Annotated in this window: 12 protein-coding genes; 6 read left to right on the top strand and 6 right to left on the bottom strand. The window is 61.5% G+C overall.

What is annotated here, in order from left to right; genetic code table 11:
• Positions 1-41: 41 nt before the first annotated feature.
• Positions 42-2,147 (bottom strand): 2-oxoglutarate dehydrogenase, E2 component, dihydrolipoamide succinyltransferase, encoded by a 2,106-nt coding sequence (gene sucB, locus CCOY_RS08415; protein ID WP_092100301.1) that lies wholly within the window; start codon positions 2,145-2,147, stop codon positions 42-44.
• A gap of 120 nt (positions 2,148-2,267) precedes the next feature.
• Here sucB and CCOY_RS08410 point away from each other — a divergent pair, with 120 nt between their 5' ends.
• Entirely contained in the window at positions 2,268-2,663 is a 396-nt protein-coding gene (locus CCOY_RS08410; RefSeq protein WP_070570230.1) for an oxidoreductase, read from the top strand.
• 223 nt (positions 2,664-2,886) lie between these two features.
• On the opposite strand, the gene CCOY_RS08405 is transcribed toward CCOY_RS08410, so the two are convergent.
• Entirely contained in the window at positions 2,887-4,371 is a 1,485-nt protein-coding gene (locus CCOY_RS08405) for a leucyl aminopeptidase (protein WP_092100299.1), read from the bottom strand.
• A gap of 72 nt (positions 4,372-4,443) precedes the next feature.
• Between CCOY_RS08405 and CCOY_RS08400 the strand changes: the two genes are divergently transcribed.
• Positions 4,444-5,550, top strand: coding sequence for a branched-chain amino acid aminotransferase (locus tag CCOY_RS08400; protein WP_070422159.1), 1,107 nt, complete (start codon positions 4,444-4,446; stop codon positions 5,548-5,550).
• Here the strand turns inward: CCOY_RS08400 and CCOY_RS08395 are convergent.
• Together CCOY_RS08395 and CCOY_RS08390 are read right to left on the bottom strand one after the other, a co-directional pair.
• Complete coding sequence (locus CCOY_RS08395; RefSeq protein ID WP_070829121.1) at positions 5,547-6,533, bottom strand: nicotinate-nucleotide--dimethylbenzimidazole phosphoribosyltransferase; 987 nt, start codon at positions 6,531-6,533, stop codon at positions 5,547-5,549. The genes CCOY_RS08400 and CCOY_RS08395 overlap by 4 nt on opposite strands.
• Positions 6,534-6,536: 3 nt before the next feature.
• Positions 6,537-7,253 carry a DUF3043 domain-containing protein gene (locus CCOY_RS08390; RefSeq protein ID WP_070422161.1) on the bottom strand — a complete coding sequence of 239 codons (717 nt, stop codon included), beginning with the start codon at positions 7,251-7,253 and terminating at the stop codon, positions 6,537-6,539.
• Between the two features lie 137 nt (positions 7,254-7,390).
• Between CCOY_RS08390 and CCOY_RS08385 the strand changes: the two genes are divergently transcribed.
• Complete coding sequence (locus CCOY_RS08385) at positions 7,391-7,735, top strand: HesB/IscA family protein (RefSeq protein ID WP_070450850.1); 345 nt, start codon at positions 7,391-7,393, stop codon at positions 7,733-7,735.
• Positions 7,736-7,811: 76 nt separating this feature from the next.
• On the opposite strand, the gene CCOY_RS08380 is transcribed toward CCOY_RS08385, so the two are convergent.
• Complete coding sequence (locus CCOY_RS08380; RefSeq protein ID WP_092100297.1) at positions 7,812-8,804, bottom strand: S41 family peptidase; 993 nt, start codon at positions 8,802-8,804, stop codon at positions 7,812-7,814.
• A gap of 74 nt (positions 8,805-8,878) precedes the next feature.
• A complete protein-coding gene (asnB, locus tag CCOY_RS08375) occupies positions 8,879-10,801 on the bottom strand; it encodes an asparagine synthase (glutamine-hydrolyzing) (protein ID WP_092100295.1) in 1,923 nt (640 codons plus the stop codon).
• 405 nt (positions 10,802-11,206) lie between these two features.
• Between asnB and ctaC the strand changes: the two genes are divergently transcribed.
• The 3 genes from ctaC to ctaE all read left to right on the top strand — a co-directional run bounded on the left by ctaC (position 11,207) and on the right by ctaE (position 13,789).
• Positions 11,207-12,301, top strand: coding sequence for an aa3-type cytochrome oxidase subunit II (gene ctaC / locus CCOY_RS08370; RefSeq protein WP_244268619.1), 1,095 nt, complete (start codon positions 11,207-11,209; stop codon positions 12,299-12,301).
• Between the two features lie 18 nt (positions 12,302-12,319).
• Positions 12,320-12,751 carry an aa3-type cytochrome oxidase subunit IV gene (ctaF, locus tag CCOY_RS08365; protein WP_070422166.1) on the top strand — a complete coding sequence of 144 codons (432 nt, stop codon included), beginning with the start codon at positions 12,320-12,322 and terminating at the stop codon, positions 12,749-12,751.
• Between the two features lie 417 nt (positions 12,752-13,168).
• Positions 13,169-13,789: an aa3-type cytochrome oxidase subunit III gene (gene ctaE / locus CCOY_RS08360; protein WP_180950032.1), complete on the top strand. Its 621-nt coding sequence runs from the start codon at positions 13,169-13,171 to the stop codon at positions 13,787-13,789.
• Positions 13,790-13,828: the final 39 nt, after the last annotated feature.

Below are 13,828 nucleotides of genomic sequence, written 5' to 3'. Positions count from 1 at the left end.
GCACTGACATAAATCAGTGCCGGGCTTTCGCCTGCTAGAGGTTAGATATCGAGGTCAGCCTCGAAGTCACCCTCCTCGATGCGGTCCTTGATGGTCGTGACGAAACGACCAGCGTCCGCACCGTCGATCAGCTGGTGATCGTAGGTGAACGGCAGGTAGCACATCTGACGGATCGCGATGGAGTCAATGCCATCCTCGGTCACGATGACCGGGCGCTTCTCAATCGCAGCCGTACCCAGAATGCCAGCCTGCGGCGGGGTCAGCACCGGAGTATCCAGCAGCGCACCCTCGGAACCAATGTTGGTCACCGTGAAGGTTGCGCCAGACAGGTCGTCCGGACGCAGCTTCTTGTTGCGTGCGCGCTCGGCCAGGTCGGTGATCGCCTTCGCAATCTCCGCAAGGTTCTTCTTCTGCGCCTGCTTGATCACCGGCACCAGCAGACCCATCGGGGTATCAACAGCGATACCGATGTTGACATCCTCGTGGTAGGTGATCTCCTTCGCATCCGCGTCGTAGGAAGCGTTCACGTTCGGGTGGGACACAAGCGCCTCTGCCGTGGCCTTGATGAAGAAGGCCAGGTACGTGATGTTTGCGCCATGCTTCTCGACGAACGCCGGCTTCACCTTCTTGCGCAGCTCCGCCACACGGGTGACGTCGACTTCCTGCACGTGGGTCAGCTGGGCAGTCGTCTGCAGCGACTCGACCATCTTCGCAGCCGTGATCTCGCGGATGCGGTTCACGCGCTGAGTGGTGCCGATGAGCTCTGCCTTCGCCGGATCCACAGACTTGGTGGACCAGTTCGCGCGCTCGCCCTTCGGCTGCTCCGTCTGCTCCTTCGTCGCAGACGAGGAAGCAGATGCACCCTCAGCCTTGCCGCCCTCGGCAGCAGCCAGAACATCCTGCTTACGGATGCGGCCACCAACACCGGTGCCCTCAACCGTGTTCAGATCAACGCCGTGCTTCTCAGCCAGCTTGCGCACCAGCGGGGTGACGTACGGGACGTTGTCGTCGTTGTTCACCTTCGCGGAAGCGTTCTTGGACTCGGTGGAAGCAGCCTTCGGAGCCTCCTGCTTCGGCTCTTCCTTCGGCTCCGGCTTCTTCTCTTCAGCCTTCTCCTCGGCCTTTTCTTCAGCCTCTTCGACCTCGTCCTCGGCCTCGTCGGCGGAGTCGTCGGAAGCAGCAGCGGCGTCAGCGTCGCCGATGATCACGATCACGTCGCCCACCTCAACGGTGTCGTCCTCTTCAGCGAGGATCTCGATGATGGTGCCAGCAACCGGGGACGGGATCTCGGTGTCGACCTTGTCAGTGGAGACCTCGAGCAGCGGCTCGTCGACCTCGACCGTGTCGCCGACTTCCTTCAGCCAAGTGGTGATGGTGCCTTCGGTGACGGACTCGCCGAGCTCCGGCATCTCAACCTTGGTGCCCTCACCAGAGGACTTCTTCGGAGCAGCCTTCTTCTCTTCCTTCGGCTCCTCAGCCTTAGCCGGTGCTTCTTCTTCGGCCTCAGCCTCTGCCTCGTCGGCGTCGTCGGAGGAAGCAGCAGCGTTAGCGTCACCGATACGGGCGATAACATCGCCGACCTCAACGGTGTCGTCTTCCTGCGCCAGGACCTCGATCAGGGTGCCAGCAACCGGGGACGGGATTTCGGTGTCCACCTTGTCAGTGGAGACCTCGAGCAGCGGCTCGTCGACCTCAACCTCGTCGCCGACTTCCTTCAGCCAGGTGGTGATAGTGCCTTCGGTGACGGACTCGCCAAGCTCCGGCATCTCAACGTCGGTAGCGGAACCGGAAGCCTGCTTCGGAGCAGCCTTCTTTTCTTCCTTCGGCTCCTCAGCCGGCTCTTCGTCCTTCGCCTCTTCCTTGGCGTCGGCGGAGTCGTCGGACTTGTCGTCGCCGGCCGGGGTTTCGCCCTCGTCGCCAATAATCGCGATGACGTCGCCGATCTCGACGGTGTCGTCCTCCTCAGCCTTGATCTCCAGGATCACACCAGCGACAGGGGAGGGGATCTCGGTGTCGACCTTGTCAGTGGAGACCTCGAGCAGCGGCTCGTCGACCTCAACCGTGTCGCCGACTTCCTTCAGCCACGTAGTGATCGTGCCTTCGGTGACTGACTCGCCCAGCTCGGGCATCTCAACAGAGTGCGCCATGTTTAAAGTCTCCTCATTGAAACGTTGGAAGCTATACGGCACAAAGCGTACCTGCATCCACACACGTTCGTTGCCCAAGGGGTGACCTAATTGCTTAGACAGGCCCGTATGATGTGGGGCGTGTTCAACCTGTTCGGCAAAGGCAAGAAGTCCACGACGTTCAAACCGCCACGGGCACCGGGCGAGACAATCCGCCCCGACGACGCACAATACTTGCGCGATTGGGTCGCCGGCCGCACGTTCGTGGAAGGCTTTGTCGAGCCAGAAACCATGGTCAACGAGATGTCCGTTGTTCTTGTCGACGAGCACGGCAACTACACCCGACGCCGCATCGGCGGCCCCAAGGGCATCGACGCCGTCTCCAAAATGCTGGGGATTCTGCTTTACGACGTCGAAGAGACCGGTTACCCCGACCGCATGCGAAAGAAAATGGAACAGGAACGCATCCTGCGTAAGCGCGAGGAACAAAAAGAACGCCGCGCCCGGTTCGAGCGCGGCGAAAACCCGTACAGCTAGACGGCTTCTGCGCCGTCCCGTGCCTGCTACGCTGCCCCCGCCCGACCCATACGGCTAAACGGCACATCAAAGACGGTACATTTCACCGAAAAATAGCGAAATGTACCGTGTACGGTGTGCCGTTTAGGTGGGGAGGCCTAGCAGAACTATGCAGCGGCATAGTCCTGTCGGCTCGAGAGCGGGGGACTATGCAGCGGCATAGTGGCCGTATTGCCTCAAACGCCTACTTCGCAGCCAGGCGGTTGAGCGCCTCGAGGATTGTGCGGACCGGGGCGCCGGTTGCGCGCTTCGGGGTGTAGCCCCAGGCGCCGCCGCCGTTCCAGGCCGGACCGGCGATGTCGATGTGAGCCCACTCGACGTTCTCCGGCACGAAGCGGGAGAGGTAGAGGCCGGCGAAGAGCATGCCGCCGGTGCGGGCGTTGTGGGTGTTGCGGATGTCAGCGATGGGGGACTTCAGCTCGTCTTCCTGCTCCTCGAGAAGCGGCATAGCCCAAGCCTGCTCACCGACGGCACGGCCTGTCTCGGCGATGAGGTCGCGCAGGTCGTCGGACCCCATCACGCCGGAGGTGCGGTTGCCCAGGGCGACCAGCTGTGCGCCGGTGAGGGTTGCGGTTTCGATGAGGTAATCGGGGTTGTCCTCGCAGGCGCGGGCGATGGCGTCGGCAAGGACGAGGCGGCCTTCGGCGTCGGTGTTGATGACCTCGCTGGTGATGCCGCCGTAGTGGGTGATCACGTCGCCCGGGCGGGTGGCGGTGCCGGATGGCATGTTCTCGGCCAGGGGCAGCCAGGCGTCGATACGCACTGGCAGCTCAAGGCGGGCGGCAGCGGCGATGACGCCGAGCTGTGCTGCGGAGCCGCCCATGTCGGAGATCATGTCCTCCATGCCGGAGCCCGGCTTCAGCGAGATGCCACCAGTGTCGAAGGTGATGCCCTTGCCCACAAGCGCGACCTTCTTCGTCGCCCCGGACGGCGCCCACGTCAGGTGGACCAGGCGCGGGGTACGTGCGGAGCCGCGACCGACGGAGAGGATGCCGCCGAAGCCTTGATCTTCAAGCGCCTTGTCGTCGAGCACCTCGATGTCCAGGCCGGCCGCCGAAGCAACCTCGCCCATGACAGCGGCGTAGGACTCGGGGTAGAGGAAGTTTGACGGGGTGTTGACAAGGTCGCGGGCCAGGTTGACCGACTCGGCGACGATAACGGCCTGCTCGAACGCCTTCTCGTCTGCGCCGACCACGGTGACTTCGGTGGTCTGGGGGAGTTCGGCGTCGGTGTTGTCGTCGTCAAGCGTGTTGGCGGTGGACTTCAGACCGTTGTAAACGTAGCCGCCGAGCAGGAGGCCCTCGACGACCGGCTGGACGCCGAACTCGGCGGAGATAGCTGCCTTTTCCACCCCATTGAGGGTGCGGGTGACGGCACCGACGGCGCGGCGCACGGCTTCGTCGTCAATGTCGTTCGCGTCGCCGAGGCCGTACGCGATGACCAGCGTGCCGTCGACGACAACGCGGGTGACCTCGTTAGCCGTACCCTTCGCGCCGACCGCAACGAGGGCTTCAAGCAGGCCCTTCGGGGCAAGTTGGGTGACAGGAAGTTCGACTCCGTCTTCGCCCTGTGCGACCGGAACCAGCAGCACAGCGCCCTCAGGGGCGGCAGAACCGGCAACCGCGCGCACCGTCGTACCGCGGGCAGGAAGTGTGACATCGAACGACATAAACAACACCTTTCTGACAATTGAACAGGATTGCCTCCCGAGGGTACATAGCCACGGAGTAACGTGGGCCACATGTCTAACCTCGAATTCGCAGTTACCCCGTCAGACCACCCCGCAACCGATGCTGAGCGTGAAAAGATCCTCGCTAACCCGGCGTTCGGCCAGGAGTTCACCGACCACATGGTTTCCATCGACTGGACCGAAGACAAAGGCTGGCACAACGCCCAGGTGCGCGCGTACGAACCGATCGCGCTCGACCCGGCCGCCAACGTCTTCCACTACGGCCAGGCGATCTTCGAGGGCCTGAAGGCGTACCGCCACACCGATGGGCGCATCACCGCGTTCCGTCCGGAGCAAAACGCTGAGCGTATGCGCAGCTCCGCGCGTCGTATGGCAATGCCGGAACTGCCGGATGAGGACTTCTTGGAGGCCGTGCGCCAGTTGGTCACCATCGACCAGAAGTGGGTACCTGAAGCTGGCGGCGAGGCGTCGCTGTACCTGCGTCCATTCATGATCGGCACGGAGAAGACCCTGGGTGTGAAGCCGTCCTCGTCGTACTCCTTCTACATCATCGCCTCCCCGGCAGGCGCCTACTTCAAGGGTGGTGTGAAACCGGTCAGCGTGTGGATCTCCGAAGACTACGTCCGTGCAGCACCGGGTGGCACCGGCGATGCGAAGTTCGCCGGCAACTACGCAGCGTCCCTGCTTGCGCAGCAGCAGGCTGCGGACAAGGGCTGCGACCAGGTGGTGTGGCTCGACGCGATCGAGCGCAAGTACATCGAGGAAATGGGCGGCATGAACCTCATGTTCGTCGAAGGCTCCGGCAAGGACGCGAAGATCATCACCCCGTCCCTGTCCGGTTCGCTCCTGCCGGGCATTACGCGTAAGTCGCTGCTGCAGGTCGCAGAAGACCTGGGTTACACCAGCGAGGAGCGCAAGATCACCGTCGAGCAGTGGCGTGCTGGTGCCGAGGACGGCACCATCTCCGAGACCATGGCGTGCGGCACCGCAGCTGTGATCACCCCGGTTGGCCGCGTGCTCAGCAACGAGGGCGAGTTCACGGTGAATAACAACGAGGCCGGCGAGATCACCCTGGCAATGCGCGAGCGTCTGCGCGGCATCCAGACCGGCGAGGTCGAGGACACCCACGGTTGGAACCTCACGCTCGTCGAGGGCTAGTCGCTTATCGACGATCCCCCGGCGAGCACCTCGCCAACCATCTCCGCCGCCAGGTTTAACTGCGGCAACGCGGCCAGGGCCCCAGCGCCCTGGCCCGTTTTCATATCCAGGTGTTGCAACGGTCGAAGCCCGAGCGCTTCGAAGCAGCCAGCCTGCGCCGGCTCGTTCGCCTCCTGCGCTGCCATGAGCCAGTCTTTGGTGTCGGGTGCGAGGCGTTCGGCGACGTATGCGGCGACGGCGGGGTAGACGCCGTCGATAAGCAACGGCGTGCGGCGCGCGGCGGCCTGGGCGATGAAGCCGACCAGGCAGGCGAAGTCCGGGCCGGTGAGTTCCGCGCAGACACGTTCGGTGTCGTCGCGGAATCTGCGCACGCGGAACATCGCGTCGCGAATAGCGGCGACCTTGATCTTCCAGACCTCATCGTTGATGCCGGAGCCACGCCCGATCGCCTTTGCGGGCTCAGTGCGCGTAAACGTGCCGTACACCGCCGCGGCGACGGTGGTGTTGCCAACGCCGATGTCTCCGGGGATCAGCAGGTCAGCACCGCCGTCGATTTCACTATCGGCGATCTCTGCACCCGCAGCCAACGCCGCATCCCACACGTCTTGCGACACGGCGGGTTCCACGTCGATGGCGCCGGTGGGGGTGTCCAGGTAGTCGTCGATAAGCCTGATGCTCGCTCCCGCAACCCGCGCCGTCGTGGAGGCAGGGCCGACACCGGCGCGCAGCTGCTCAACCTGAGCGGCGCCGGCATCCGATGTCCACGCCGACAAACCTCGCGTAGCAATGCCGTGATTGCCAGCGACGATCACGGCACGCGGGCGCAGAAACGGTGTGGGCACGTCACGGCCTTGTACGGAGGCAACCCACGCACCGATCGCCCCCAGCCTTCCAAGGGCAACGCCACTCGTGCCACCTGCCAACGCATCCGCCACCGCACGGGCATGCGCGCGTTTCGGCGGCTCAACCGGGGGAAACTGCATGGGCTATACCTTCGCGCCCAACGCCACCCGCGGCTTGGGGGAGCGCCAGTTACGCGGCTGAGTAGCGCGGGAGAACGCGTACATACCCAGGCTGAAACCAGTGTTCGCCTCCGGGAACTTTGCACGGACCGCACGGTTGGCGCGGATGCCGATGATGATGCCCTCGATGAAGATGGTGACGATAAACAGCAGGCTCACCAAAGACAATGCCGCCGCGACGCGAGGCAGCCACGTGCCGATCAACATCACGATTAGCAGCACCAGCGCCATCGGCATGACGTAGTTGTTGAAGAAGCGCTGCGAGTCCACCCAGTCACGGATGAAGCGACGCTCCTCGCCCTTGTCGCGCTCCATGAGGTAGCGCTCGTCGCCCGAGTCGATCTTGGCCTGCATCTCGCGGTTGCGGGCCCGATTCTCCTCGCGCACCTGCTTCTTGTGCGCCTTCCACTCCTCTTTGGTCATGGACTTCTTCAGCTCTTTTTCACGCTGACGAATCTGCGCCGGGGTGGCCGCATTCGGGTCGCGCACAACACCGCGCTTGATCTCCTGATCAAGTCGCTTCGGCGTCGGCTTGCCCTTCGGCGGGGTGTAGCCCTTCGGAAGCTTCTGCTCTGCGGCCTCTGGGGTGTCTGCCGCGGGCGCGTTGTCGGTCTGGGGCAGTTCGGCCTTGGTCGAACCAGCCTCAGCGGTCTGCTCGGATTTTTGCCAGGGTAGTTTCACGCCACCTAGGCTACAAGGCCACCGCGACATTCCTGTAACCAGTGGGAATAGATTGCGGGGGAGAACCGTTACACCGGCTATGAAGGGGCGCGCGTAGCATGGGCGCCACTCGAACGCGTAGCACGAAGGAGTACCCAATGACTGCACCTACTTCCGCAACTGGCGTGAACCTCACCGAGGCAGCGGCGGCGAAGGCGAAGGCCCTGCTTGATCAGGAGGGCCGCAACGACCTGTCCCTGCGCATCGCTGTTCAGCCTGGTGGCTGCGCTGGTCTGCGCTACCAGCTCTACTTCGACGACCGCGACCTGGACGGCGACAAGGCCGATGAGGTTGGTGGCGTGCGTCTTGTCGTGGACAAGATGAGCGTGCCGTACCTCACGGGTGCGACGATCGATTTCGCGGACACCATCGAGCAGCAGGGCTTCACCATCGATAACCCGAACGCAGGTTCCGCTTGCGCTTGTGGCGATAGCTTCAACTAAGCCGCTGCTTATCGACGCCAACACCCCGCGCCCACCTCATTATTGAGGGGAGCGCGGGGTGTTTCGTCTGTGTGGACTATTTGCAGCCGTGCTCGGTGGCAAGCCACTGCTTCGCTTGCTCTAACGGCGTATCGGTTTCGACGTCCGGCTGCACCGGATCTTCGGCGAACTCCTCGCCAGTGCGTGCCTTGTCCTTCGCGATGGTGAGCATCAGCAGGCTGCCATCCGGGAAGTCGTACACCATATTAGCCGAGGCGTAGCCCGCGGTAGGGGACCCGAAGCTTTGGGAGTGCTCAAGCCCCCGGAACGACAGCATCGTGGCCTCGCCCGACGAAGCAGTGTCGCCATCGACTAAGACCGCCACCGGCGCCTCCCACTTCCCTCCAGATGTAGTCACCGGGGTGCCCCCGCCGCTCACCGAGTTTCCCTCAACCGTGACCTGGCTGGTGTTCGTCCGCGATACGAATTCGAGCACCGTGCCATCCGGCAACAGCGAGGAGAGACCGGCGATCATAGGACCCATGTCGCCCCCGTCGTTGCCACGCAGATCAACGACCGCCCCGCATGCCCCGGCATCACGCGCGGAAGCAAGACCCGTTGCGAGCGTGTCTGCGTACCCCTGCACATCCGAGTGACGGTCGACGCCAGGCACCGTTGCCACCGCAACGCGGTCCTCGACGCTTACTGTGGCTTCCGACTTCTCTTCCATAGTCCAGCCGAGGTTAGGGTTATCAGGTTCAATCAGCCGGGAGTGCTTCCCGCCAGCAGCTTTGACGGCGTCCTCCAGGGCGGGGTAGACGTCGAAAAGCGTATCTGCTTGCTTGGCGGCCTCCTTTGCGCGGGCCTTCGCGTCCTCGAACTCCTTCGAGTCGGCGTAAATGCCCTGCTCTGCCAGGTTAAGCACCGTTGAAGCGTAACGCTTCGGGGTATCAGTGCCCATGAACTTGGCGGTGCCGGTGAACATCGCCGTCACAGTCGGCCCGTACACATAAGCGACGGCGCCGGCGGCGATCAACAGGACGCCGAACACCGCGGCGATGGTGGTGAGTACTTTCTTTGCAGTTGACATACACCACATTCAACCGGCGAACGGGCAGCCCGACAATACAGACGGCTGCCCAACTGGGGTAGTGCTGGCACTACCTACAGCTCGACCGGGTAATCCTTGTGCTCGATCTGGGGATCGATGCGGTTTTCCACGAAAATGCCGTGCCAGACCATGAACGCCAGCACCGTCCATAGACGGCGCGAGTGGTCGGACACGCCGTCGCGGTGCTCCTTGAGCATCTCCAGGACTTGGTCTTTGGCGAAGATGTCGTCGGTCTGCGACTCGCGGATCGTGTCCTGCGCCCAGCCGAAGAGCTCGTCGCCGGCCAGCCAGTGACGCATTGGTACCGGGAAGCCCAACTTCTTGCGGTGCAGCACGTGAGGCGGAACGATCTGCTCCATCGCCTTACGCAGCGCGTACTTCGTGGTGCCGTTGGCAATCTTCTGGTCATACGGGATCGTTTGCGCGACCTCGAAGACTTCCTTGTCCAGGAACGGAACGCGCAGCTCCAGGGAGTTTGCCATGTTCATCTTGTCGGCCTTGACCAGAATGTCGCCGCGCATCCAGGTGAACAGGTCCAGGTTCTGCATACGTGCCACCGGATCCATCTGTGTCGAGGCAGCGTAGATCGGTGCGGTGACCTCGCGGTGGTCCCACTCGCGCTTCGCCCACGGCAGAACGCGCTGGAGTTGTTCGAAGTTAAACGAGCGAGCGTTGCCGTAGTACCGATCCTCCATTGGAGTAGTGCCGCGCTCGAGCAGGCTCTTGCCCTTCATACCCTCCGGGAGCACACGGCTGAGACGGTTGAGTCCTTTGTTCAGCGCGCTCGGCAGCTTCTCAAACGGTGCGAGCGACAACGGTTCCTTGTAAATGGTGTAGCCGCCGAAAAGCTCGTCTGCGCCCTCACCGGACAGCACAACCTTGACGTGCTTGCGCGCCTCCTGTGCCACGAAGAACAGTGGCACCAGGGAAGGGTCAGCGACCGGATCGTCGAGGTACCACATGATCTTCGGAATCGCGTCAGCGTACTCCTCCGGGGAGACAATCTTCACGATGTGCTCCACACCAATCGCCTCCGCCGACTCTGCAGCGACGTCCACCTCGGAATAGCCCTCCCGCTCAAAACCAGTGGTGAAGGTCAACAGGTTCGGATTGTGACGCTTCGCCAGCGCCGCGATCGCCGTGGAGTCGATGCCGCCAGACAAGAAGGAACCAACCGTCACGTCAGCGCGCATATGCTTTTCGACGGAATCCTCCAACGCCCGGGCAATCCTGTCGTACAGGTCCTGCTCCTTGCCCTTTGGCACAGGCTGGGAATTGAAGTGTGGCTTGAAGTAGCGGTCCGAGTGGACCTCGCCACCCGGCTTGATAGTCACGGTGCAGCCCGACTCCACGCGACGGATCTCGCGGTGCAGGCTCTCCGGTTCCGGGACGTACTGCAGGTCCACGTAGTGCTCGATTGCACGGCGATCAAGGTCGAGGCCTAGACCTAGCTCGTCGGCCATCTCCAGGATCGACTTCTTCTCGGAGGCAAAAACGGTGCCCTTGTCGGTCGTCGCATAGAACAATGGCTTGATGCCGAACTGGTCGCGCGCTGCAAACATCGTCTTGGTCTCAGTGTCCCAGATGACAAAGGCGAACATGCCGCGCAGATGCTCAACCACGTTGGCGCCCCAGTGGTGGAAACCGACCACGATCGGTTCGCCATCACCAGCAGTGTTGAAGGTGTATCCGGCCTTGGTGAGTTCCTCGCGCAACTCCACGTAGTTGTAAATCTCGCCGTTAAACGTCAGGGCGTAACGTTCGGGGTTTTCTGCCGGCCCCCAGCGCAGTGGCTGGTGGGAGTGCTCGATGTCGATGATCGCCAGGCGGTTAAAGCCGAAAACAGCGTCATCGTCGTTCCATGTTCCCGCAGCGTCAGGGCCGCGGTGATACATGCAGGAAAGCGAGCGACCGACCGCGTCGGTAAACACTGGGGCATCGCCGCGGGCAGTCAACAGTGCAACAAGACCGCACATCGTTGTGAAACCTCTCCTATATATAAGGTGCGCCGCCTCGAACCGTGCGGCACCGTCATGACGCATTCCACAATAGGGTTTTCAACGGCGAACTCGTGAACCGAACGCGTCGCGGAGTGTCCACCTTTTGCGGTGCCCCATAAGGGGGCCAACTAATGGTTGAGGGGTCAAAGCGAAGATTTCGACTGATCTTCGCAACGCCTTGCTTATGAACTTAATGCCCAGCACTGCGGGCTAATTTGCGGGGGAGAGGTGGTTTTGTTCGGAGGGGCAATCGTCGAAAAGCGTGAGGCTCGACAAGATTCCGTAGCGACGATCTGTTTGAACTATTCTGGCTCCGTAGGAATGTTCTGCCATCGGCATGTGCATTCGATGGTTCTAGTGTGGACAGGAAGGCAAACACACGTGGAAAAGGAAGTTAAGCGCGGATTCGCCAAGAAGGCTGCCGTCGCCGGTTCGCTGCTCCTCGGAAGCTTTGCGCTGACGGGCTGTGATGTAGCTCCGCCGGAGTCAGTCGCGCGCATCCTCGACATGGGCTGGCCGGACCCGGTCACCCCTGAAGGTACCCAGATGTACAACTTCTGGGTTTGGGTCTGGGTAGCGGCCTGGACAATCGGCATCATTATGTGGGGTCTGTTCCTCTGGTCCATCGTTCGGTGGAACCACAAGGCCCGCGAAAAGCAAGGTGCCGGCGAGTTCCCGAAGCAGCTGCAGTACAACGTGCCGCTCGAGCTCGGTCTGACGATCCTCCCGATCGTCATCGTGATGGTCCTGTTCTTCTTCACGGTTCAGGCGCAGACACGCACGACCGCCCTGGATAAGGATCCGAAGGTGACCGTTGACGTCACCGGCTACCAGTGGAACTGGAAGTTCGGTTACGCAGAGGTCGCAGGCGACCTGACTGCAAACGGTGCTGACTACGACGGTCTCGACGCTGAGCGCCAGGCTCTTGCAGAGGCAACGAAGTACGACGACGAGGACATGCACAACGCGAACCCAATCCACGGCACCTCGATGGGCGACCTGTCCTACCTCAACTTCAACGAGATCGAGACCGTTGGTTCCACCGAGGAAGTTCCGGTCCTGGTTCTGCCGACCGACACCCCGATCGCGTTCCGTCTCGCATCTGGCGACGTGAACCACGCGTTCTGGGTTCCGGAGTTCCTCTTCAAGCGTGACGTGTACGCGCACCCGGAGTCGAACCAGCAGCAGCGTGAGTTCCAGATTGAGCGCATCGACAAGGAAGGTGCATTCGTCGGCCGCTGTGCTGAGATGTGCGGTACCTACCACGCAATGATGAACTTCGAGATCCGTGCAGTTACACCGGAGAAGTTCCAGCAGTACATCGAATTCCGTCGTCAGAACCCGGAGGCACCGAACTCCGAGGCACTGCGCTCCATCGGTGAAGCACCGTACGCAACCAGCACCCGTCCGTTTGTGTCCGAGCGCGAGGGTTCTCGTGACGGCGTCAACACTGTCGATCCGAACGCGACCGTTTAAGAAAGAGAGAACGTAGCCATGGGAACCGGTTCAAAAGTTTTCTACGCCATTGGCACATTTCTTGCCCTGATGGCAGTGTTCTACATCCTCGCAACGGCGTGGATCGGCGAAGACGCATACCTCTTCGGCGTTGAGTGGATCGGCGCAGTGGGCCTCGTGCTTGCTACCGCACTCTGCTTCATGCTCGGCGGTTACCTCCACATTGCGGAGTCCCGCTCTGACGTCCTCCCGGAAGACTGGGAAGAGGCAGAGATTGAAGACGGCGCTGGCGTGCTGGGCTTCTTCTCGCCGGGCTCGATCTGGCCGTTTACGATGTCTGCATCGATTCTGTTCCTCGGCCTCGGCATTGCCTTCTGGCAGTTCTGGCTGATCGCCTTTGGTGCGGTCATGCTGATCTGGGCTACCGCCCAGCTGAACCTGCAGTACGGTATTCCGCGCGAGAAGCACTAACGCAGAAAGAGTGGGTCGCGGCCTTCCCGGCCCACGACAATGCCCCTTCCGAGTTATCGGAAGGGGCATTTTTGTTGTTAAAGAGATTTCAATCAATCGAAAGTTTAGGCACGAAGCGGGGGTGTGCCGCAATGTGATGTCGGGCACACCTGGGAACTTTCTGGAACCCCAGCGCGACTCCTATTTGCTCGAGCAATTGGGGGAACTATCTTGTGGGGGAGACGGCGACTTTGGGTGGCGGGGCAATGACCTGCGTTGATGTGCGTCGGATAGGTGCTATAAAAAGTTCCCGAAATTCTAAAAATTATTTTCGCAACCAAAATGTTTTTAAATGCTGCTGGTCGGGCCCTGTCTCACAGGGAAATCGTGGGGGTGAATGAGATGAATATCAGGAAGAAATAGGGGATAATCGCATGCGTGACGACCGCAACTACTAACCCAAATATGGCGACTCCGCAGAATCGTCTTCCGGCGCTGAACCGGCCGAACATGGTCAGCGTTGGCACGATCGCGTTCCTCGCCCAAGAGCTCATGTTCTTTGCCGGCTTGTTCGCGATGTACTTCACATCGCGCGCAAACGGCCTCGCCGCAGGTGACTGGAGCAACCAGACGGACCACCTCAACGTCCTTTTCGGTGGAATCATTACCGTCGTGCTGATTGGTTCCTCTTTCACCTCTCAGTTCGGCGTGTTCGCTGCAGAACGAGGTGACGTATACGGCTTGCGCAAGTGGTTCACCGTAACCGTTGTGCTTGGCGTCATCTTCCTTGGTCTGGTGGCATTCGAATGGACCGAGATGGTCATGCACGGCGTGACCCCGCAATCCAGCGTTTATGGATCGGTGTTCTACATCATCACCGGTTTCCACATGGCGCACGTGACTGCAGGCATTATCGCGTTCATCGTCGTGCTGATGCGAGTAGCCAAGTCGAAGTTCACCCCGGCACAGGCAACTGCTGCCATGGTGGTTTCGTACTACTGGCACTTCGTTGACGCCATTTGGATCGGCGTGTTCATCACCCTCTACCTCGTCCAGTAGCCGTGCCCTGGGTATAACCCGGGCTGCAGACGTGTTCTG

This window comes from Corynebacterium coyleae (genome assembly GCF_030408635.1).
Taxonomy (GTDB): Bacteria; Actinomycetota; Actinomycetes; order Mycobacteriales; family Mycobacteriaceae; genus Corynebacterium; species Corynebacterium coyleae.
This window is presented reverse-complemented; position numbering and strand designations above follow the sequence as displayed.

Bases quoted from the DNA above. Each gene is read 5' to 3' on its own strand.
- ctaF (WP_070422166.1), top strand. From the start codon at position 12,320: ATGGGAACCGGTTCAAAAGTTTTCTACGCCATTGGCACATTTCTTGCC.
- CCOY_RS08395 (WP_070829121.1), bottom strand. From the start codon at position 6,533: ATGCAGTTTCCCCCGGTTGAGCCGCCGAAACGCGCGCATGCCCGTGCG.
- asnB (WP_092100295.1), bottom strand. From the start codon at position 10,801: ATGTGCGGTCTTGTTGCACTGTTGACTGCCCGCGGCGATGCCCCAGTG.
- CCOY_RS08405 (WP_092100299.1), bottom strand. From the start codon at position 4,371: ATGTCGTTCGATGTCACACTTCCTGCCCGCGGTACGACGGTGCGCGCG.
- sucB (WP_092100301.1), bottom strand. From the start codon at position 2,147: ATGGCGCACTCTGTTGAGATGCCCGAGCTGGGCGAGTCAGTCACCGAA.
- CCOY_RS08400 (WP_070422159.1), top strand. From the start codon at position 4,444: ATGTCTAACCTCGAATTCGCAGTTACCCCGTCAGACCACCCCGCAACC.
- CCOY_RS08385 (WP_070450850.1), top strand. From the start codon at position 7,391: ATGACTGCACCTACTTCCGCAACTGGCGTGAACCTCACCGAGGCAGCG.
- CCOY_RS08380 (WP_092100297.1), bottom strand. From the start codon at position 8,804: ATGTCAACTGCAAAGAAAGTACTCACCACCATCGCCGCGGTGTTCGGC.